General features: G+C 39.7%; 18 protein-coding genes and 1 pseudogene. 9 read left to right on the top strand and 10 right to left on the bottom strand.

All coding sequences use genetic code 11. The features are described from left to right. Nucleotides 1-160 precede the first annotated feature (160 nt). The 4 genes and pseudogenes from NSTC745_RS10115 to NSTC745_RS10100 all read right to left on the bottom strand — a co-directional run bounded on the left by NSTC745_RS10115 (nucleotide 161) and on the right by NSTC745_RS10100 (nucleotide 3,933). Nucleotides 161-1,105, bottom strand: coding sequence for a PstS family phosphate ABC transporter substrate-binding protein (locus NSTC745_RS10115; RefSeq protein WP_445638569.1), 945 nt, complete (start codon nucleotides 1,103-1,105; stop codon nucleotides 161-163). A 171-nt stretch (nucleotides 1,106-1,276) separates the two neighbouring features. Further along, nucleotides 1,277-2,296: pseudogene (locus NSTC745_RS10110) on the bottom strand (CHAT domain-containing protein); the annotation flags it as partial. Between the two features lie 21 nt (nucleotides 2,297-2,317). Continuing rightward, entirely contained in the window at nucleotides 2,318-3,223 is a 906-nt protein-coding gene (locus tag NSTC745_RS10105) for a DUF1822 family protein (RefSeq protein WP_445637038.1), read from the bottom strand. Next, entirely contained in the window at nucleotides 3,223-3,933 is a 711-nt protein-coding gene (locus tag NSTC745_RS10100) for a helix-turn-helix domain-containing protein (protein WP_445637037.1), read from the bottom strand. Before NSTC745_RS10100 ends, NSTC745_RS10105 begins: the two co-directional genes overlap by 1 nt. Nucleotides 3,934-4,261: 328 nt before the next feature. Here NSTC745_RS10100 and NSTC745_RS10095 point away from each other — a divergent pair, with 328 nt between their 5' ends. Then, on the top strand, nucleotides 4,262-5,512 hold the full coding sequence (locus NSTC745_RS10095; protein ID WP_445637036.1) for a bifunctional sterol desaturase/short chain dehydrogenase: 1,251 nt from the start codon (nucleotides 4,262-4,264) through the stop codon (nucleotides 5,510-5,512). Nucleotides 5,513-5,844: 332 nt separating this feature from the next. Here NSTC745_RS10095 and NSTC745_RS10090 read toward each other — a convergent pair whose 3' ends face one another. Next, nucleotides 5,845-6,165 carry a TMEM14 family protein gene (locus NSTC745_RS10090; protein ID WP_445637035.1) on the bottom strand — a complete coding sequence of 107 codons (321 nt, stop codon included), beginning with the start codon at nucleotides 6,163-6,165 and terminating at the stop codon, nucleotides 5,845-5,847. 87 nt (nucleotides 6,166-6,252) lie between these two features. On the opposite strand from NSTC745_RS10090, the gene NSTC745_RS10085 reads away from it, so the two are divergent. The 6 genes from NSTC745_RS10085 to NSTC745_RS10060 all read left to right on the top strand — a co-directional run bounded on the left by NSTC745_RS10085 (nucleotide 6,253) and on the right by NSTC745_RS10060 (nucleotide 12,454). Continuing rightward, nucleotides 6,253-7,617 carry an ATP-binding protein gene (locus NSTC745_RS10085; RefSeq protein WP_445637034.1) on the top strand — a complete coding sequence of 455 codons (1,365 nt, stop codon included), beginning with the start codon at nucleotides 6,253-6,255 and terminating at the stop codon, nucleotides 7,615-7,617. A 163-nt stretch (nucleotides 7,618-7,780) separates the two neighbouring features. Further along, on the top strand, nucleotides 7,781-9,115 hold the full coding sequence (locus NSTC745_RS10080) for a tellurite resistance TerB C-terminal domain-containing protein (RefSeq protein ID WP_445637033.1): 1,335 nt from the start codon (nucleotides 7,781-7,783) through the stop codon (nucleotides 9,113-9,115). Nucleotides 9,116-9,572: 457 nt separating this feature from the next. Further along, the gene (locus NSTC745_RS10075; protein WP_445637032.1) at nucleotides 9,573-10,901 is read left to right on the top strand and encodes an ATP-binding protein; all 1,329 of its coding nucleotides are present in this window, start codon (nucleotides 9,573-9,575) and stop codon (nucleotides 10,899-10,901) included. Between the two features lie 111 nt (nucleotides 10,902-11,012). Continuing rightward, on the top strand, nucleotides 11,013-11,288 hold the full coding sequence (locus NSTC745_RS10070) for a type II toxin-antitoxin system HicA family toxin (RefSeq protein ID WP_445637031.1): 276 nt from the start codon (nucleotides 11,013-11,015) through the stop codon (nucleotides 11,286-11,288). Next, on the top strand, nucleotides 11,254-11,634 hold the full coding sequence (locus NSTC745_RS10065) for a type II toxin-antitoxin system HicB family antitoxin (RefSeq protein WP_445637030.1): 381 nt from the start codon (nucleotides 11,254-11,256) through the stop codon (nucleotides 11,632-11,634). Before NSTC745_RS10070 ends, NSTC745_RS10065 begins: the two co-directional genes overlap by 35 nt. 178 nt (nucleotides 11,635-11,812) lie before the next feature. After that, entirely contained in the window at nucleotides 11,813-12,454 is a 642-nt protein-coding gene (locus tag NSTC745_RS10060) for an MOSC domain-containing protein (protein ID WP_445637029.1), read from the top strand. Nucleotides 12,455-12,544: 90 nt separating this feature from the next. Here the strand turns inward: NSTC745_RS10060 and NSTC745_RS10055 are convergent, their stop codons facing one another. The 3 genes from NSTC745_RS10055 to NSTC745_RS10045 form a co-directional block, all read right to left on the bottom strand. Beyond that, entirely contained in the window at nucleotides 12,545-13,132 is a 588-nt protein-coding gene (locus tag NSTC745_RS10055) for a Uma2 family endonuclease (protein WP_445637028.1), read from the bottom strand. A 64-nt stretch (nucleotides 13,133-13,196) separates the two neighbouring features. Continuing rightward, nucleotides 13,197-14,375 (bottom strand): AGE family epimerase/isomerase, encoded by a 1,179-nt coding sequence (locus tag NSTC745_RS10050; RefSeq protein WP_445637027.1) that lies wholly within the window; start codon nucleotides 14,373-14,375, stop codon nucleotides 13,197-13,199. Nucleotides 14,376-14,698: 323 nt separating this feature from the next. Next, the gene (locus tag NSTC745_RS10045; RefSeq protein WP_445637026.1) at nucleotides 14,699-15,607 is read right to left on the bottom strand and encodes a LysR substrate-binding domain-containing protein; all 909 of its coding nucleotides are present in this window, start codon (nucleotides 15,605-15,607) and stop codon (nucleotides 14,699-14,701) included. A 289-nt stretch (nucleotides 15,608-15,896) separates the two neighbouring features. On the opposite strand from NSTC745_RS10045, the gene NSTC745_RS10040 reads away from it, so the two are divergent. Continuing rightward, nucleotides 15,897-16,775 (top strand): aspartoacylase, encoded by an 879-nt coding sequence (locus tag NSTC745_RS10040; RefSeq protein WP_445637025.1) that lies wholly within the window; start codon nucleotides 15,897-15,899, stop codon nucleotides 16,773-16,775. 192 nt (nucleotides 16,776-16,967) lie between these two features. On the opposite strand, the gene NSTC745_RS10035 is transcribed toward NSTC745_RS10040, so the two are convergent. Further along, entirely contained in the window at nucleotides 16,968-17,423 is a 456-nt protein-coding gene (locus tag NSTC745_RS10035; protein ID WP_445637024.1) for a hypothetical protein, read from the bottom strand. Nucleotides 17,424-17,601: 178 nt separating this feature from the next. Further along, nucleotides 17,602-19,791 carry a hypothetical protein gene (locus tag NSTC745_RS10030; protein ID WP_445637023.1) on the bottom strand — a complete coding sequence of 730 codons (2,190 nt, stop codon included), beginning with the start codon at nucleotides 19,789-19,791 and terminating at the stop codon, nucleotides 17,602-17,604. A gap of 449 nt (nucleotides 19,792-20,240) precedes the next feature. Between NSTC745_RS10030 and NSTC745_RS10025 the strand changes: the two genes are divergently transcribed. After that, on the top strand, nucleotides 20,241-21,410 hold the full coding sequence (locus NSTC745_RS10025; protein ID WP_445637022.1) for a glycosyltransferase family 4 protein: 1,170 nt from the start codon (nucleotides 20,241-20,243) through the stop codon (nucleotides 21,408-21,410). Nucleotides 21,411-21,441 lie beyond the last annotated feature (31 nt).

Here is a 21,441-nt window from a genome sequence, read left to right as displayed (position 1 = left end):
CATAAATTTGCCAAGAAAGGCAGGGGGCAGGGGAGATAAGGAAGTGTGGGGAGTGTGGGGGGAGAGGGGGGAAAGATTTCTTCCCCATCCTCCCACACCTCCCACACCTCCCACACCTCCCACACCTCCCACACCTCCCGTCCCTTGCCTCCTGAAAAATTTAACGGATACGCACAAAGCCGGCTTCATTCATCAGTTTTTGTCCCTGATTTGTAAGTAGCATTTTGGCGTATGCCTCGCCCGCTTGTTGTTCTAAACTGCCATTATTCTGCTTAACTATGACAAACATTTGGCGTGTAATTGGATACTGACCTGTTTTGAAAGCATCAATGTTTAACTTGTTGCGCCGATTAGGACATTGCTCGGCTTTAATTAAAGGTTCTGTATAAGGAGCGACAAAACTCTTTCCTTGTCTGGCAATTGGTAGGGACTTAACCTTGCATTGAGGAACAACTTCTGGCGCCGAAGCGTAGTAAATACCGCCGCGATCGCTTGCTAATTTTCTGAGAGCATCTGTTGTATCGTAAAGGTAGACTATGTTACTCCCAAATTTTTCTCCACTGAGAATATTGTTAACAAAAAACTCTACAGTGCCTCCATCTTCAAAGTGGCGGGAGTAAGCAGTAATTTTGAGGTTAGGGCCGCCAATCTGTTTCCAGTTAGTTATTTTACCAGTGTAAATATCTTTGATTTGTGTTAAAGTTAGCCCTGGAATTTGCAGACTGGGGTGAACAGCGATCGCTAATCCTTCTAAAGCCACTGGAATTTGTTTGAGGCTGAATCCCCGTTGTTGAGCTTGTTGATATTCTCTGTCTGCTATGGGGCGGGAGGATTGAGAAAAGGTAAGTTGCCCTTCCAACAACATCCGAATTCCGGTGCCCGAACCTGGCGTAGCATTAATCGCATCGGTATAGCGTAACTCAAATTTCGGATGAGCTGTTGTGATTTCAGGATCTATATGTTGCCGAATTGGTGCCCAAGATGTACTTCCACCATAAAACCATGTTCCTTCGGGAGCAGCAACGGAACTCAAATCGGAGTCAGATTTTTTGCCAGGAAGAAAATATAATATACCGCCACTGGCAACCACACCAAGCAAACCAATTAATAACCACGGCTTGATATTTTTCTTTGGTTGATGAGTTGAAATGTCTGGTTTGATTGGAGTCAGCTTTGGTGGAGAACTTTCGCATAATCCTTGCCAAGTCAAAGGTTCAACATTGGACTGAATACAAATTGTTGGCAACCAAATTGCACCGGGGTAATCAGACTTAAAATGTTCTAGGCGTTTGCGTGCTTTTTTAACAGAAGTAAATAGTGATTTATTATTATGGGTAAATTCTTTGAAAAAGTACCTTAAAAAATCTATTGCTACGGCATCGGGCACGGGTTCCCGCATCACAATAACTTGAGGTAAATGTAGTTGTGCTAGTTGGTTAGCTAATCCCAATCCATCGCAGGAATTAAAAATTGCTAACTGTAATCCTTTTTCAATAGCTTGCTTTAAAGCTTCTTTAAAATCTTCAATACTTAAGCTATCTTTGTCGTTGAGTTCAATCCAACCTATCTGTCCGTCTTCTTGACTGCCACTGTGCCCTGTAAACACAAAAATATGGTAACCTTGTTCATCCCAAAGTGCTTCACATAATTCTTTGCGGCTAGGCTGCATTAAACACAGTACTTCTACGCCATTTTTTTCTAAATCCTGAATTAGCTTTAAGTCATCTTTTGTGTTAATACCATCGCTCCTACCAACAGCAACTAAAATTCTGATATGTTGGCTTTGAGGAACAAGTTTATCGCTGTGTTTATTTTTGTTTTTCGGCGCACTGAGGGCAATTTCGGCGTTGGGATAGTGTTCTTCAAATAAATTCCATTCTTGCCAGGGAAGGCGACGTAAATCGATATCTTTGGCATCAATAATGACGCGAATCTCTTCATTTGATTGATGTAATTGCTGGGCGATCGCTATTAATCTATCCCTAATTGGTAGCCATTTGCTATCGTAAGTATTCAACCATTGATTTAGCTCGTCTTTTACTGCCAGAGTATGTTCGGCGTGGGAATGAATTGTTACAGTTTTGGGTGTGAGACGCAATCCCGGCGCAGGAGCAACACAAGAACGCACAGCCTCGATTTGACGATAGGCTGACTGCCATTGATTAAAAGATGATTCTAAATTTAGTGGCAAGGGAGGGAGAAACCCTTCTGTTTCTTCATCCAAATTTTTTACCGTCAGAATTACCAGAAATCCATCTTGCGAACTGCGCCTGAGTTTCAACTTGACGATCGCCATTGCTGTCTCCTTTTGTTTGTTTTAAACAACAAACTTTTCTATCAGACTTGTTTCCCCTAGCACTATCTTGACACTGAATTTTTCCTCGTGTTCGCAGCTAAACTCTAGTTGCATCCAATCATCTGCGCTTCTTGCTTGCGCTTCCATGCTAGTGTTTCCCGCTGCATCAAGAACTATCAGTTGTAAAGAAGCCGGTAGATGAATAGCATCATCACCTGGATAAACCCGCAGGCGAATGTCGAAAACTTCACTCTTTGTGGGAGTTAACTGCACTAACAACAGCACTTGTCTGCCTAAATCAATCACTTTCGCCCGACTGATGGAGTTAGTTGCAGGGCGAGCTATCGTACTACTGCTTCTGAAATTACTTGCAAACAATAAATCTGGAGATTGCCAATCCGGCTGGAAGATTCCCGTCATCCATTGACGCAAATTTACCAATAGGGAACGTCTATGTATAATCTCAAAAAGAGTATCAAAAGATTGCAACTGGTCTAATTCCAATATTTGTGGCGATTCAGCCATCGCTGCTGCGGGAAAAAATCCCAGTAATTCTACATAATCTAATTGTTGACTAAACTGAACTGCTACATAACCAATGCGGTCTTGTGTGATGCTTGCAGGCAAGACTATGGCAACCTCACCTGGTAACACCGGACGACATTCAAGCTTCCCAACACCAGGCAAAACTAAATCAGCAACATCAAAAATCGCCCTTAAACCGCGATGCCAGCTATCACCTTGATTTAGCGCCGTTTCAATGTTTAGCCATTTGAGATAACTGCGAACGGCATAAACAGCCAGAGTATTAAGATAAACTTGTTTTCCCTTTTGGGGGTTATCTTGTTCGGCGGCAAATTCCTCAGCCCAACGGTGGGCATTTTGGGGGAGGGGGACGCTTAGAACATGTGGTTGTGTGTTAGTCATTACTCATATCCGAAATTTATACCAATTTCTCTCAACAAAGGAAGGCAGTTTTTTTTCCAGTGAGAGTAAAGAGTTTGATTGCTTATATTTAACTCTCTAGCAATATCAGAGATTTTATGAGGTGGATTTTCGATAAGTAAGCGCATTGCCAATAGCTGACAATGGCATTCTGGGTTTTTTCGCAGACAACTAGCTGTTAATTTACCTTCTTCATCTTGCTCAATGTATTGTCTGATGCGTTCTCCCACACCCTGGCGCCGATTTTCTTGGATTTGGGCAATTTTGATATCCAGCAAATCTAAAGTGATTGGCGATTGAGAGTCTGGCAGGATATTTAGCAGGCTTGTTTCGTCGCCCTCATCGTTACGGGTGGGTCTGTCTAAACTGATAGTATAATTACTGTCTGGGATGTATAAATCTTTAATCCGCCACTTGAGATAGCCATTAATCCAGATTACTAGGCTTTGTTGCAGTGAAGGCGATACTCCTTTGGAGTCACTTCGTGAACGCGCTTCAAATCCACAAATCTTCCGGCTCACCCACTCCCAAGTTAAATTTAAAGCTTCTAAATAGTCTTGATGCCCTGACTTATAAATACCAGGGAGTTGTTGAATAACTATAAGCAGTCTATTTAATGCTTTCTGCCTCTCTGGACTGGGGTCTGGGTAGCAGCATACCTCATCAATTAGTTTTTTAAGTTGTTCGTCCACAAAGGTTTTCTCCCAAGCTGCGGTGGGGCTATCAATTACTTATCCGAAAGACAAAAAAGCTTTTGCAGCTTGAGTTTACCTGATTTTTAATTCACTTATTACTTGTGGCTCTTATAAATATCAATAAGTTTTTATTACGTTGTTAGAGAAAAATATGTGCAGTGAGGATGAAGATATTCCTCTGGAAGCAACGCGAAAAAGTGAGATCGCCGTCCAATAAGCTGCTCCCCCTGCTCCCCCTGCTCCCCCTGCTCCCCTGGTACTCTTGCTCTAGACTCGACCTTAATCCATCATGAAGAATGATTAAGAAAAACGAGTGTAAACAAACATGATAAAAACATTTGCACAAAGCTGGATTGAAATTGCGGCAAATTTACAGATAAATTGGGTTTTAGTCAACGCCTGCTTAGAGTTTGCTACTTGGGGGCTGTTTTCGCTCTTACTCGCTGAGATTTTAAGAGATATTTATCATGCTTTGTGTCACCAAGTGAATTGGCTTGCGAAATGGCACAATAAGCACCACATGGCTTATCGCCGGGATTTATCGGTTGTTTCTTTAAAAATTTACCAAGAATCTCAGCTTTATCACGACATTTTAGAATCAAGCTTACTAGTACTAGCATCAACCTTAATTGCCTTAATTGTCGGACAAACAGGCTTATGGCTGGGAGTAGCTTATGCTTGCACGTTCTTGTATGGGGCGTCTTTACGATATTTTCAAGGAAAAATTGATACAGACTACAATCACTTACCCGGCCCTTTAGAAACCATTCCCTCGATTTGGTGGGTAAATCGGTCTTATCATTGGCGTCATCATTTTGATGATGTCAACGCTTATTACAGCGGTGTCTTTCCCTTAGTCGATAAAATACTGGGAACAGCCCTATCTCTCAAGGGTAAAACCGTGGCTTTAACTGGAGCATCAGGAGCTTTGGGACAAGCATTAACGGCCGAACTTGTCAAGTGTAATGCTAAAGTCGTGGCATTAACTACAAATCCAGAAAAATTAGCAGAGCAAACTGGGGTAAAGGTGATTCCTTGGCAATTGGGTAATGAAGCAGAGCTAAAGGAAAGTTTACAGAAAATCGATATTTTAATTATCAACCACGGAGTCAATGTCTACACGAGCCGTACACCCAATGCTATCAACTCTTCATACGAAGTGAATACTTTTTCTGCATTGCGCTTGATGGATATATTTTTGACCACTGTCACGGGCCCACAAGCCAAAGCAACTAAGGAAATTTGGGTTAACACTTCTGAGGCTGAGGTGTCACCAGCACTGAGTCCCTTGTATGAACTCAGCAAACGAGCGCTAGGAGATATTGTCACCCTCAAGCGCTTAGATGGCAATTGTGTCATTCGCAAGTTAATTCTCGGCCCTTTTAAAAGTCAGCTTAACCCTTATGGAGTAATGTCTGCACAGCAAGTTGCTCGTGCAATCTTGTTTTTGGCAAAGCGAGACTTCCGAAATATTATTGTGACAATCAATCCTCTAACTTATTTGCTGTTTCCTTTGAAGGAAACTAGTACTTGGCTATATTACAGAGTTTTTAGCGGCACAGCCAAGGGTGAGTAGTATCTGAGTTGGGGATGGGTGGATGGGGACAAGGAAGACAAGGGGGACAAGGAAGAATAGAAGTCTACTTGAGTAGACAAATTTAGATAATTTATTTTTTGGAGTTCCGTAAGGAAAGATAACAACTCTACTGTAATATAAATGTACTAATTAAAGTACTCACAACAGGGAGAGTAATACTGTGTTGAAAAACAGAAGGATGCTTAGGGACTGTAGAACAGTTGTTACGTCAAGTTCGGATAATAATCACTTGATTATTCCAAACTCCCCGTGTCCCCACGTCTCCCTATCCCCCCATCTCCCCATCTCCCCATCTCCCCATCCCCGTAACGTTACCTAATGGTGACTATTTCATTGAGCATCAGTGCCAGTGCTAGCATACCTAAAATAGTCATCAATCCCGCAGGCATAAACTTGCGCGTTTTAGCGAGTCTAAATGCAAAGAACACTACTAAAACAGCAGTCACAATGACGGCTAAAATTAAACCCTGAGCTTGTCCTTGGAGTTGGAGGTAAGCGGCAATAATTAGTAATAAACCGCTAATACTACCACTCACAAGTGAAACCTTGCTTCTAGCTTGAATATAGCCAATAATGCCACCAGCGATCGCTAATATGCCGTAAGCAAAAGCAGCGATTATACTTAAATTCATTGTTAAAACCTATGTAGATTTTGTTTTTGCTGCCAGGGTCAGCAGACAATTTACCATAGCTGTTTAGCTACATCACCGAGTTGATTGATGAATAATCAAGCAATGCCAATGGCCAGTACTTCCTCCAATACAAAAATTCAATATCTCCAGCGTCAAGCGGCATCACTTTTACTTTACCAATCTGTTCTCCAAGGCGAAGTGGGGATGGCATTTATTGACCTGTTGCAAGCTATACGTTACACTGATGCCGATGCACGCGGTTGTTTACAAGCCTACGGCAGTTATTTTCATGCTTTGGCTGCGAGAAATCAAAATTGGGAAGATTATATAATCACTCAAATTCTCTTTTGTGATAACCCTTTTACAAAACTTGCTCAACAACATAAATTTGAAGATTTATCTCCAGCTTTAGTAGCAGCAGTTGGGCATGATTTACAAGTATTGCAAAGCCTTTATGAATGTAGCAGCGCTTATTTGAGCGAGTGGGTGCAAAATGTTGCTCATTTGCCGATTTCGCCGATAGTTTGGTATGAGGAACCAAAAAAGCTGGGAAAAGAGACAAAATTTGCTGCATATCTACAAGAGTTAGATAATTGGGGTGATGCTGTAGAAGAGTTAGCAGCTTATTATCGGCAATATGGTTCTGGTTTATTTGCTCAATACAGCGCTTTTCGCTGGCAAGCTGGAGAGTTTATCGGTATCCCATATCCAGATCCGGTTAAGCTTAGTACGCTTGTAGGTTATGAATCTCAAAGAGATGCTTTGCTCAAAAATACTGAGTTTTTATTATCAGGAGAGGTAGCACTGCATGTATTACTTTATGGTAGTCGCGGTTCGGGAAAATCTTCTTTGGTGAAATCTTTGTTGCATGAATATAGCGAACGATCTCTTTGTTTGCTGGAAGTCGCAAAATCCGATTTAAAAGCTTTACCAGAAATTGTGGAAAATTTACGAGGAGTGCCACAAAAATTTATTATTTTTGTCGATGACCTTTCATTTGAAGAAGATGATGATGCTTTTAAAGCACTAAAGGTAGTTTTAGAGGGTAATTTAACCGCCAGACCGCAAAACGTAGTTGTATATGCGACTTCTAATCGCCGTCACTTGATTCGGGAGTTTTTTGTGGATAGACCGGCGCCCAAAGATAACGATGAAATTCATGCCTGGGATACGATGCAGGAGAAGCTTTCGTTTAGCGATCGCTTTGGTTTAACCTTAACCTTTGAACCAGCCAACCAGAAAACTTATTTAAACATTGTCCACCATCTAGCAGCACAAGCTGAAATTAATATTACCCAAGAAGATTTGGAATATCAAGCATTACAGTGGGCAACCCGCCACAATGGTCGTTCTGGACGCACAGCACGGCAGTTTATTGACTTCTTAAAAGCAGATTTAAAACTATTTCATGGAGCAAATAACAATACCTCTAGCACTGAAAATTCAAATTAATTCCTCAATGATGACGCTTTTTTGCTTCTTACGTAACAAACTTATACACGGATAATTATGATTATAAAACTTAAAATTACTCTAATACCAAAAATCATAGATTAAAAAGCAATTTTACTCATTATGTCGATAAATATATTTAAATTACGAATTACAAATTAGTATGAAAACTGGTTATTCCGATCGCTCAACTACGCTAACAACCAGCAATATGCAATCAGTAACGATCAGTAATCGATTTATTTTAGGCATAGTTGCCTTTAGTGTGAGTTTTGGACTTAGCCTTGTTCCCAACTGGGATTTTAATAAAGCCTTTCTCACAGGTATAATTACTGCATTTATTATCTATGGAGCAGCATTATTCGTAGATAAAAGGCGCAGAAACTATGAAATGTTTATTTTAGGTTCTCTCCGGAAGCGAATTAAAGAAATGGAGGGATTAAAAGCTCGTATTGTTAAAGAAATTAATCAAATTGAAGAACATCATAATTTATTATACGCAGAATCAAACCAACTCCAAAATCAAGTAATTGAAAACCGTAACCAAAGGGATAGTCTGAATCGAGAAGTCAGAACATTAGCCGGTCAAAAAAAGCAATTAGAAACTCAAATCAGCAATCTGCAAATTGAATTCAGTAACTTAGAAAAAAATCATGCAGAATTGAGCAATGCTTTTGCTAATCTCACAGGAGAAAAGCGTCGTTTAGAGTCTAATTGCCATATATCTCGTGCGGAAATCACTCAATTGCAAAGCCAAATTTCTGAATTCCAGCAACAAAAAGAAGAAATTGAAAGTAACTTAACACTTTTAGGCAGACTCAAACCCCAATTAGAAGAAAAATTATACGAATTGCGAATTGAAATTCAAGAACTAGAAATTAAAGTAAATAAAGAAAATGAAGTACTGATAGCGAAAACAACCGAAAGAGAAAATATCCAAGCTATTTTGAATTCTTCACAAACTCAAATAGCAACGCAAAAAGAAGAACTACAGCAATTGCAAGGGCAAGTTTCATTATTGCAAGAAGAACGAGACTTGTTGCAAAATCAAGTTTGGGAATTACTCCAACAAGCAGAAAACTTTAACTCAGAACCTTTGGCTGATAATTCCAAAGAAGATGATATTGAATTATTTCCTTTTACTGAAATAATTCAACCTGCAACAACAATAGATTATTCAGAAATTAATACACTAGAAAATATACCAGAAGAATGGACTAATTTTTTGGAAAATTTGCCAGGATATGAATTACAAGTATTAAAAGCTATAGTCGAAGAAGATAATACAAAAGCTACTATTAAAAAAATTGCTGAAGCAAATATCACCATGCCGAATCTACTAATAGATTCAATCAACGAACGAGCAAATGATACCATTGGTGAATTAATAATCAATTCAGAGTTAGAAATTCCAGAAGTTTATCAGGAACATAAGGTCTATGTCAGAAAAATGATTGCAATGTACGACGATCTTATGGCTAGACATACTCAAATGTAAGAATCAAGTCCTCAGAATCCAGAATTCAGAATTCAGAATTCATAAGACTTAGAGAGTAAGCTTAATAATTAATTAGAATAAATTATACCTCTTGCAAAAGTCCTTAACACCCCATCCCCAACCCCTCCCCTTGCTAAGGGAAGGGGAGCGTTTGCTTTAACCAAATGCGGTGTGGGGTTCTTTATTTTTGATTTATACAAGAGGTCTATTTAATAACATATAGCAAACTTGATTCTTCAAGAATTCTGGAATCTTCACGCTAATTTTTGAATAACACAGTTGATTCTTCCAAATTATTAAACTTGAGTGTTAAAATCTTTTAAATTCTGGCGACTGAATTCTGACTCCTGAATTCTGACTCCTGGCTTCTGGCGTTGTAAAATTATTAATAAGGTAAAAATACACCTTACCTTCTTGCTGCGTGCTTCTGCGTTTAGAATAAAGTGAAGTGTAATACATGGCAAAGCTCAAAATCTCGAAAAAAATATCCACTGCTTTGATTAATTCCCTTGGTGCTGGGGTAGTACCAAGAGTGGGAGTTGAACACATAGCAGTAGGTCGAGAAAAAGAACTTCAAAGCCTATTACAAAATCTCGATGATATTGCAGAAGGTGTAGCAGCATTTCGTTTTATAATTGGTAATTACGGTTCCGGGAAAAGCTTTTTACTGCAACTAATTCGTAACCGAGCGATGGAGCAAGGGTTTGTAGTAGCTGACGCTGATTTATCACCCGAACGTCGGTTAGCAGGAAGTAACAACGAAGGTTTAGCAAGCTATCGAGAATTAATGAGCCATCTAGCTACAAAAACTCGTCCTGATGGTGGCGCTTTAGTCTCAATTTTGGAAGGATGGATTAATAAAATTCAACAAGAGGTGGTTAAAGAAACCGAACTGCGTCCCAATGACGATGGTTTTGATGACCAAGTTGAATCAAAAATTCGGGAAGTAGTTCAATATATTGAAGATTTAGTTCACGGTTTTGATTTTGGTAGTGTGATTATCGCTTATTGGCGCGGCTATCGATTGGATGATGATAATTTAAAAAATGCTGCAATGCGCTGGTTGCGGGGAGAATTTACTACTAAAATTGAGGCAAAAGCAGCTTTAGGAGTCCGGGTGATTATCGATGATGATAGTTGGTATGACTACATCAAATTGTTTGCTAAATTTGTAGCTGAAATTGGTTATAAAGGACTATTAATTCTAGTTGATGAAGCTGTACATTTATATCAAATCTCTACCACAGTCACGCGGGAAAAGAATTATAACCGACTTTTAGCAATGTTTAACGATACCATGCAATGTAAGGCAGAACATCTTGGTATTATTGTTGGTGGAACAACCAAATTTTTGGAAGATCCAAATAGAGGACTTTTTGCAGACCAAGCTTGGCGAAGACGCACAAAAGAAAGTCGCTTTGTCGCACAAGCTAATGTACAAGAACTTTTAGGGCCAGTGGTTCGCCTAAACCCGTTAAGTGAAGCAGAAATTTTAACGCTTTTGCAACGTTTAGCGGAAATTCATGCGCTCAATTTCGGCTATCAACAAGCTTTGACAAATCGGGAGTTAAAAGAGTTTGTTCGAGAAATTGTTAATCGCTTGGGTGCAGAAGCATTATTAACCCCAGGCGAAATTGTGCGGGATTTTATGAGTGTGCTGAATATTCTTTTTCAAAATCCCAAAATATCATTTGGGGAATTAATTCACGACGCGAAATTTAAACCGACTGCTGTGGGTAAAGATGCAGATGTGGATGAGGATAATGCAGCCGAATTTAGTTTGTGAGTAATTAACAGTAGAAAAAATATATGTTAAAACTGTTTACTAATTTATTGAAATACCAAGCCACAAAAAGCCCAAAATCTCGTTGTATACTATATGTGATAGTATTCCTCAATGAGCAAGTTAAAAAAATTGGTCGAGCAATTTTTGAATCGACCGCCAGAAGTACGGTTTGAGGATGTGCGCTATCTTTTAGAAGCTTTCGGTTTTGAGGAAAAAAGGTCTAAGGGTAGTCATCATAGTTTTCGAGATTCCCAAGGTAGAACTGTGACCATACCTAAAAAAAGTGGCCAGAAAGTGAAAGGAGTTTATGTTCAGCAAATTATTGAGCTATTAAATCTAGAAGAGTGGAGCGATGAAGACACTGAACCAGAAGAACAAGCAGATTGAAAAACCTTCTTTAGAATATTATTTAAGTCTTCAGTATCCTGTGACACTTTATCCGGACTTAGAGGGAGGATATGTAGCTCAAATTAAAGATTTACCCGGATGTCTTACTCAAGGTGAAACGATAGAAGAAACAATAGTAAATATTAACGAAGCACGAGAATTGTGGATTGAAACAGCTTATGAAGCTGGAGATGAAATTCCTTTACCTAGCACAGATGTAAACTTCAGTGGTAAGGTAGTTTTACAGATGCCAAAATCTTTACACCGTCGTTTAGCTGAGGCAGCTGAACAAGAAAATGTAAGCCTTAATCAGTATATTCTGTTTTTGTTGAGTTCTTCGGGATAAGTTTAGGACTTAGGCATTGACAAGAGAGATAAAAAATGAATAAAGAGAATTGGAAGAAAAAACAGCGATGCCTATGGCGGGCTACGCCTACGCTAGTTATCAGAGGCGTGAAAGACAGATAATTTATCTGTTTGAGTTTAAGGCTTCGTCTGCTTCCAATTACTATTGAGGCTGTGCTATGAAATTGATTTCTGTTTGCGTTGGACTGCCGCGTGAAATGAGATGGAAAGGAAAGTCTGTCACAACTGGCATTTTTAAGCAGCCCGTAAATGAACGAGTGATGCTACGAACGCTCAATCTAGACGGAGATGGACAGGCAGATTTAACCGTTCACGGGGGTGTCGAGAAAGCCGTTTACGCTTATCCAATGGAGCATTACGCTTACTGGCGGCAGGAATTACCGGATGAGGATTTGCCTTGGGGTGCGTTTGGGGAAAACCTAACGATTGAGGGATTATCGGAAACGGCCGTGAATATTGGCGATCGCTTTCGTATTGGCACGGCTGTTGTAATGGTGACACAGCCCCGGTTTCCCTGCTTCAAGCTCAATCTTAAGTTTGGACGCGATGATATGGTCAAACGGTTTCTTAACAGCCGATTGAGTGGTATTTACTTTTCAGTAGTCGTTGAAGGTGAAGTTGGTGTAGGGGATGAGATCGAACTGGTGAGTCGAGATGAAAACAATGTCACAGTTGCCGATATTGTGCAAATCTACGTGCGTGAAGCCGATGACGATTTAGTGCGCCGCGCTGTTCAGGTTCCAGCTTTGGCAGATGGATTACGAACTTACTTTCAAAAGCAAATCGAACCAGAGCATTAAGCAAGTAGATTGTGTCATCGTTTTCAAATCGAATTTAACCTACATTTCACGCACAAAACTATCTATATTTACGCGATCGCACTTACTAAATCATTCACCAAAACTTTGTGGAAACAACCGATTCAAGTCCAATAATACATTTTCAAACCCAGGAATAACCACTGACTGATTCGCTAAAAAAATCTGTTTGCTCCGATAGCTAAACTGCGTTTGGGCATTCTGATATGGTTGACTGTAACATTCAAGTTGACAAGCCGGTAAATTCACAATCCAATAATGATAAATCCCGGCTTCTGCATACAAAGATAGCTTTGTTTTTTGGTCGTAATCTAAAGTTTTATCTGAAATTTCAATTACCAATAAAATATCTTCTGGATAAGGATGATGAGCGAGATAATCTTCATCTTTTCCTCGTGCAATGACGATATCTAATTCGGGTTCGCTTTGATTAGGAAGAGTTATAGGATCTTGTCCGCGGATGACTACTCGATCGCCTAAAAGCCGATCCAATTGACGGCATAAAATAGAACTACAAACTGTATGAGGTGTTCCCTTTGCAGTCATTTGAATCAGTTCTCCTCGAATTAATTCAATCCGATCGCCCTCTTTGAAAAATCCGAGTTCAATCAATTGATGGTATTCAGCGATCGTAAATCGTTTAGGTGTGATAACATTCATCTTTATCGCACTGATTCTAGTTTTATTTGTACGCTAGCAGAGATTAAACTGACTGCGTTGTTTATCAAGGTTGCGATCGCAACGCTTCAAACTCCCGCCAGCAAAGATACAACGCCCGCGGAACATGAAAACATCCTTTCCATTTCCCACCTTTGAGGTTCAATAATACTTCTCCCCTCCGATTAAGATAGCCAAACCACTCGCCAAACTCAGAATCGGCAAAGTGCGACCAGGCATAATCGTGCATCTTTTGATACCATTCCCAGCAGGCCTCACGCTTGGTTAGGCGATAACCCATCGCTAATGCAACCAAAGATTCTAGGTGAACCCACCACAGCTTTTGATCCCATTCGAGTTGTTGCGGAGGATGACCGAGTGCATCCATAAAGTAATACAAGCCGTTGTACTCGTTATCCCAAGCAAAATTCAGGATATTTAGCACCACATCAACGGCTTGGTTAATAGTTTTAGTATCGTTTTTCCGACGGGCGATGTCCATAATAAACCACATCGCTTCAATACCGTGGCCTGGGTTAATCAACCGTCCTTCAAAAGAATCGATGTGAGAACCGTCAGGGGCAACATTTTCATACATTAACCCCCGTTCTGAGTCGAGAAAATCCGTCATCACTTCGCGGACTGTTTCAGCTAAGACATTTTCTAGGGTTTCCTTAGGCAACAACCATTCCATTTCTAAAGTCAGGTTGGCTAAAATCATCGGTACAGCCAATGATTTCATCGGGCGCGTACCGGGATAGGTTTTGTTATATTTGCCCTTGGGGTTATCTTTGCGGCGTAAAACGTTGTTGTAAGCTTGTTTCGCCACATCTGTCGCCCAGTCTTCACCGGATGCGAGTGCATATTGGCTAAAAGCCATTGCTGCAAAGCAATCAGAAAAAATATTGTAAGGCTCAACCAGTGGTTTTCCTTCACGAGTGAGGGCAAAGTACCAATTACCATCACTATCTCTACCGTGCTGCGCGAGAAAATTAGCACCATTATTAGCGATTTTCAGCCAATTTTCGCGTTTTTCTAACTGGTTGTAAAGCATGGAAAAAGTCCACACTTGGCGATTTTGCAGCCAGATAAATTTGTCTGTATCATAAACCTTGCCCTGGCGATCGAGGCAGGTGAAATAGCCGCCTTGTTGCCAATCGAGGGAGTGTTTTTCCCAAAATGGGAGAACATCGTTGAGGAGTGCGTTTTTGTAAAGTTCAGCCAACGCTTGAAAATTGTACTCCATAAATTTCCCCCCTTTTCTCCCAAGAGCAAGTGCTTAAGAATCATCGTAAGTTACTAGTTAAAAAGAGGCAAAGAGGGGAAGGGGGAGGGGGAGGTGGGGAGGTGGGGAGATGGGGAGATGGGGAGATGGGGAGGTGTGGGGAGTGTGGGAGGTGTGGGAGGTGTGGGGAGTGTGCGGAGAGAGGAGCAGAGGAGACAAGGAAGTGTGGGGAGTGTGCGGAGAGAGGGGGGAAAAAAAGATTTCTTCCCTATCCTCCCATACCTCCCACCCCTTCCCATCTCCCCACCTCCCCATCTCCCGACCTCCCACACCTCCTGCTTGCCCTATTCCCCACTCCCCATTTTCTGCGCCACACTCTTTGTCACCTCTAAAAATTGGCGCAAAACTAAGGATGTATCATCGCTTCGCCAAACCACGGCTAATTCTGAAGTTAAGTTTTGTCCTTGAATTGGTCTGTAGACAACTCCCTTTCGCTGTAGACTTTGGGCATTAGCGGGAAGTAATGTTACTCCAACTCCACCTGCAACGGAACTGAGTACGGTTACCATCCAAGTTGCTTCCTGTACTACTTTTGGGGAAAAACCCACCTGCTGACAAAGGTTAATTATTTGACTGTATGATGGTACCAAGTCGGTTGGGGGTAAAACAAAAGGTTCATCTGCTAGGGCAATGAGTGGAATTTGGGACTCGGCTGCTAGAGGATGTTTTTCTGGTAAAGCAACGACTAAAGGCTCTTGCAGAATCGGTAAAAAACTTAAAGAATTATCATTTAAATTATTATTGGGTAGTCTTTCAAAAGCAATATCGATGTAGCGATCGCGCAGTTGGTTTACCTGCTGGGAAGAACTAACTTCGCGCAACACTAATGTCACGTCTGGAAATAGAGGATGAAAAGTTTGCAGAATATCTGGTAAAACGCTGTTAGCAACGGAACTATTAGTTCCCACCACCAAGCGTCCAATTTCCCCCCGGCTGACTTTTTGTGCAGAGGTAATTGCTTGTTCTAACTGAGTTAATACTAAATGCGCTTCTGTTAAAAAGACTTGCCCAGCAGCAGTTAGCTGTAGGGGACGTTTCTTGCGTTCAAATAATTTTAGTCCTAGTTCTGCTTCTAGCGCCTGAATTTGTTGGCTTAAAGGTGGTTGAGCAATATGCAATCGTTCAGCTGCACGACTAAAGTTTAATTCTTCAGCTACGGCGATAAAGTATCGCAGATGTCGAAGTTCTATCATGTACCTATTATATCTTTAATATATATTGTATGAGTTCAATAAATATTGGACATATAATAGTATTTTGTTTATTTTAATTCTTATAGCCGTTTTATATCAATAAACCACAGTAGGGTAGGCATTATAATAAACCTCTTGCAAAAGTGCTTTTTACACTCTTGGGGGAAAAGGGTAAAGGTTAAAGGGTAAGGGGACTTTTGCAGAACCTTTCCCCCTTTCCCCTTACCCTTTTCCCGACTTATGCAAGAAGTCTAATGTCTAGCCTACAAGCTTTGATTGCGAGGTTTTTATGAGTCAGATTGAACGAGTGGCAATCGTTGGAGGAACTCACGGAAATGAGTTAACAGGAGTATACTTAGCCAAAAAATTTCAACAATATCCAAATTTAATTAACAAACCAAGTCTAGAAACTTTGGTATTACTTGGTAATCCTAAAGCGATCGCAGAAGGTAAACGTTATATTGACAAAGATTTAAATCGTTGCTTTAGCAAGCAAAACTTACAAAATTCAGATTTTTTAAATTATGAAGATAGGCGGGCGAAAGAAATAAAACAAATACTGCAACCGCAAAATCAGCCTTTTGTAGATGCGATCGTTGATTTACATAGCACAACCGCCAACATGGGGCTAAGTTTAATTTTTTGTGATATGCATCCTTTTTTATTGCGGTTAGCTGCCTATTTAAGTTCAATAAATTCTTTAGTGAGAGTATATGTTAATCCCCAATCAAAAGAAGGTGGCTTCCTGCGTTCTTTGTGTGAATTAGGTTTTGTAATTGAAGTCGGCGCTGTAGCTCAAAATGTCTTAAATGCAGAATTATTTCAACAAACAGAACAGCTAATTTATGCAATTTTAGAATATTTTGAATCGTGCAATCAAGGTAATATTCCAGAGATAAACAATACCCTGACATTTTATGAATATATTGGAACTATTGATTATCCCAGAGATGAACGGGGTGAAATTGAAGCGATGATTCATCCTCAGCTTCAGTTTCGAGATTACGAACCTCTAAATCCAGGTGAGCCAATATTTCGGACTTTTGCAGGGAAAGATATTTTATATGACGGAGTATCTACTGTTTATCCGATTTTTATTAATGAAGCAGCTTATTATGAAAAAGGAGTTGCGATGCATTTAACTCAAAAGCAAGAAAAGGTAGTTTAATATAATTCGCTATTTTTAAGTGATAAATCCAGATTATAGGACTACTATTTGATTGCGTGAAAATATTATTTACAATACGTAGGGTGTGTTAGCGTAACGCACCGAATTCTTACGAATGGTGCGTTACAGATTTCATCCTAACGCACCCTACAGTACTAATGACCAAGGACTAATGACTAATGACTAAATTACCTAATAGCAATGGCGGTGGCAATTTCTATGCAGATAGTCATAGTTTCTGAGATAGTAACGGTATAGGGGGTCGTGAACCCTTTGATGGTAATTTCTGTATTGATGGTGATACCGTCTGCGGTAATAAATATCTTCGGGATAGTAAATTCTTTGACGGTAATAATTTCTGTGCAATTGACGATAATACCTACGATGGCGATAATATCGACGATGCCTGCGGTGATAGCGTCGGTATTTTCGATGTTTTAATTTTTCGCTATCAACTTCTGAATCTTGTGGAACTGAATTTGGCAAAGAATTCAGGATATTTTGATTGCTTTCTTTCTGGACAATTATGGTGCTTAATTTTTCAGAACTTTGTAGCATCTGCAACTCATTTTTTTCAGATGCCGCGGCTATTTCCAATCCCAGACAAGTGGGCAACAATAAAACACTGATTACAAATTTCCAAAACACTGTTTCACGCTCCTAATTTCTTGTTCCCTGTCTGAACTAGGGAATGCCAATTTGATGTCAAGCTCTGGCTTAAATAGGAATTACGCAGTGAAACAAAAAATTAAGGCTTGTTTTTATCGAAAGAAAAACATAGCCTTCATAAATAATATCATGCCCGCGAGAGAATCGATATAAATGCTCACCCTGGTAAGCGATACATAATCACTTTTCCTTTCCAATTTTCTTCAACAAATACTAAGTATTCGCCATTGGAACGTCGAAACGCGCGGATACCGTAAGGTATATCAATCCAACCACTTTCGCTACCAACTTCGGGGCCTGGTTTTAACTTTTGTACTTCCACTCCTGTGGTTGCATTGTAAACATATACTTCTGCGGTTTTAACTGTGACAGCAAAAACATAATCTCCAGCCACACTCATGGCCGCTGTGGAAACTTCGCGTTTGCCGGTGGTGTCGTGGGGAATTACAACCCGCCAGCGAGGAGTGCGATTTCCTTTACTCCAATTGTCAAAACGGGCAATTTCAGATCCCACAACTCCGGTATCGTCGCCAAATGCGGGACTGTCTACTGTGAAGCCTGACAAATACATGGTGTCTGTTTGGGGGAAATATTCAATGCGCCGCAAATCGTTAAAAATCTCAGGAGTAGTTTGCTTTTCCATTGAACTATAGCTGTAGATGGGATTCCCCTTAGCATCAATTCCCTGTAAAGGATAATGTCGGATACCCATACCGTCTTGGCTTCGCAAAGTTTTCCAAACATCTCCTTTGCTGTCTACCCACCAACCGCCGATATATGGATAATCTTTGCTGGTATCGTATTCGTTGCTTTCAAATTTGCCATTACCGTTGCTGTCTCGCCAAATCCATTCGCCTTTTTGTGGTTGATTAGGCGGCCAATTTCCATCAAGAAATGGTTTATCTGCGCCATTTGTACCAACAAACATTCCGGCTGGGATGGCAATTTTACCGTCTGTGGCGGGATTAAAACGATATATTTGCAGAAAGCTGCCATACATATCTGTGAGGAACAAAAACGGTTTACCTTGAATGCGGCGCACAATGGTTGCATCTGGTGATGTATGCAAACGCGGATCTTGAGGATATTTGAAGGGATTTAAGGTGTAGGCTTTGTAAGTCCATTGCTTACCAGCAGGCTTACTATAATCCATTTGATATTGTTCTTGTTTGGTGAATAAATCTACACCATCAGTTTTGGGATCGGCGTCTGCATTATCAACGAATATTAAACCTAGCGATCGCCACTGTAGTTTACCTGATGGCGTAAATTTCCGCAAATCTGTCCCTGATTTGTTGAAACCATTACTATTTATATAGATATTACCTGATGCATCTGTGCCAACTCCGGTAAGTCCATAAAGTTTCAAATCTAAGACTTCACCAGGAACTCCCGCATAGATACCATTTTTATTGCCAAAAGTGCCTACTTTTAGAGGTTTATCTTTAATGTCATAAATCAAGATTTGCTGGCGCGAACCATTTTCTGCCACTAACAGCTTACCTTGAGGATTGATGGCGATCGCTGTTGGTTCTACAATATCTGCAATCTCTTCGGCTAATTGCTTCCCACTTGAGGAATAATGTAAAATCTTCGCAGGATTGCTACCATTTTTGTTTTGAATAATCCACAGATTTTTTTCCTTATCAACTGCGATCGCTCCTGGATTAACAACACTAAAGCCGCGAAGTTCCTTCATTGTCTCAGTATCAAAAACCCGAATCCGGTTAGTAGCAATATCACTCACATACAACTCACTTCCAATAATTGCTAATCCAGAAACTTCGCTTTTATTACTGACAATTAACATACTTTTATCCCAGCCACGTCCCCCAGGAAATGGTGCTGGTTTTCCAGACAAATCATAGCGTCTAACGCAGTGCCAAGCTGTTTTCTCTGCTGGATAATCTTCTTTTGTATTGCCAATTGAACCTTGACTCATGGCAAGGTAAATATATTTATTATTAGCTGTCAGAGCTTTGCCACCACCACGACCCCAACCGTGAGTATCGCCAAGGGCATTTATAATTTTACCATCTTTATATATTCCTGCTTCTGTTCCCGCTTCATCCCAATGGCTGTTAGTATAGACAGTACCATCAGGGGTAACATACATTGCTTCGATATTGTTTTGTATCCGTAGATTGCCGCTACCAATACTATTACCTATCCACGATGTTTTATAGGTGAGTGTAGATGTTCCAGTTGTTGCCCAATCTGTTGTAATACCAACGGTAGTAACCAAAAGTCCAACAATTAGACTAACTAAAAATTTGAAAGTTTTATTTTTTTGCAAATATCTCAAATTAAATAGCTTTCCTAACCGCACCATTAATTTATTCTTCATATAATCTTATTTAATTCTCTACAAAACTCAAAAATTCTCTCTCCGTCTAGAGCAACTATGCGCGAGATCTTTTATGTTCGCAATCTCAATAGGATAGTTGTATATACAATCATCATTTCTCAAATCCGCACAAAAAATTTAGCTAAACTGAAAAATACATTCAAGGTATTAATATTTACTGGTTTAATGTTGCAAAATAGTAAATATTAATACATATTTTGAAAACAATTATTAATTTATCGTGGCTTTAGCCTTTCACTGTCTGGGATTCAGCTTTTTTTTAATAACTGGTATTATATTTATCATTTTCGGTATTCTAAAGTTAACTAAAACACAGGTTTTAATTACTTGTTGACGTGAAGATATAAATAGTTTATAAAGTGGTGTTCTCTAAAAAACTATTATTGATAATCTGTATATTTTTTAATACATTTATAGGAGAAACATTCGTGAAGCATCAAAAAGAAAATTTTACTTCAACATCTGCATCTATTCTTACTTTGGGACTAGGCTGGTTTCCTAAAAGTCCCGGAGGATTGGAAAGGTATATTTACGAACTAACTCATAAATTAGCAGCAAATCAAGACGAAATTGAATTATGCGGAGTTGGATTACCTGAAACTGAACTCAATTACCCAATTAAGCTGACTAACTTAGCTGCTGTTGATACTAATATTTGTCAAAGGTTATGGTCTATTCGCAGAAACTTCCAGAAAACCAGAACAAGTAAACCAGATGCAATTAATCTGCACTTTGCATTATATAGTTTTCCTATTTTAGATATTTTGCCAAAAAAAGTACCTGTGACTTTTAACTTTCATGGGCCTTGGGCTTTTGAAAGTAAGCAGGAAGTGGTTAATAAAAATCTCAGTCTTTTAATCAAGTATTGGCTGATAGAACAAACTACTTATAATCGTTGCGATCGCTTTATCGTTCTCAGCAAAGCTTTTGGCAATATTTTACATCAAAAATATCAAGTACCGTGGAGCAAAATTAATGTTATTCCTGGGGGAGTTGATATTAATTGGTTTCAACCTAATTTATCACCCCAAGAAGCTTGTAGACAATTAGGCTGGCCTAATAATCGTCGAATTCTATTTACATCACGCCGTTTGGTAAATCGTACTGGAGTTGATAAATTATTACAAGCGATCGCCATAATTAAACCCAGAATACCAGATATTTGGGTAGCGATCGCCGGCCGCGGTCACATCCAAGCATCACTAGAACAACAGGCTACAGAATTAGGATTAGAAGATAACGTCAAATTTTTAGGTTTTCTACCTGATGAACAATTGCCGATAGCTTATCAAGCTGCTGAATTAACTGTAGTCCCTAGTCAATCTTTTGAAGGATTTGGATTAGTAATAGTTGAATCTCTAGCTTCTGGCACTCCAGTTTTATGTACTCCCGTAGGCGGAATGCCAGAAATTTTAACAGACTTTTCACCTGATTTAATTACTACTTCCATCGAAGCATCAGCTATTGCAGAAAAATTAGAAGAGATACTACTAGGAAATATTCCCATTCCTTCACGAGAAGCCTGTCGCCAGTACGCCACCACACATTATGATTGGAATCAAATCGCCCAGCGAGTACGAAATATTTTATTACAATAGAATTGATAATTGATTTTTAAAAGATAATTCC

The sequence above is a fragment of the Nostoc sp. DSM 114161 genome (genome assembly GCF_052692665.1).
Note: the sequence above shows the minus strand (reverse complement) of the source record. Positions and strands in the feature narration are given on the sequence as shown.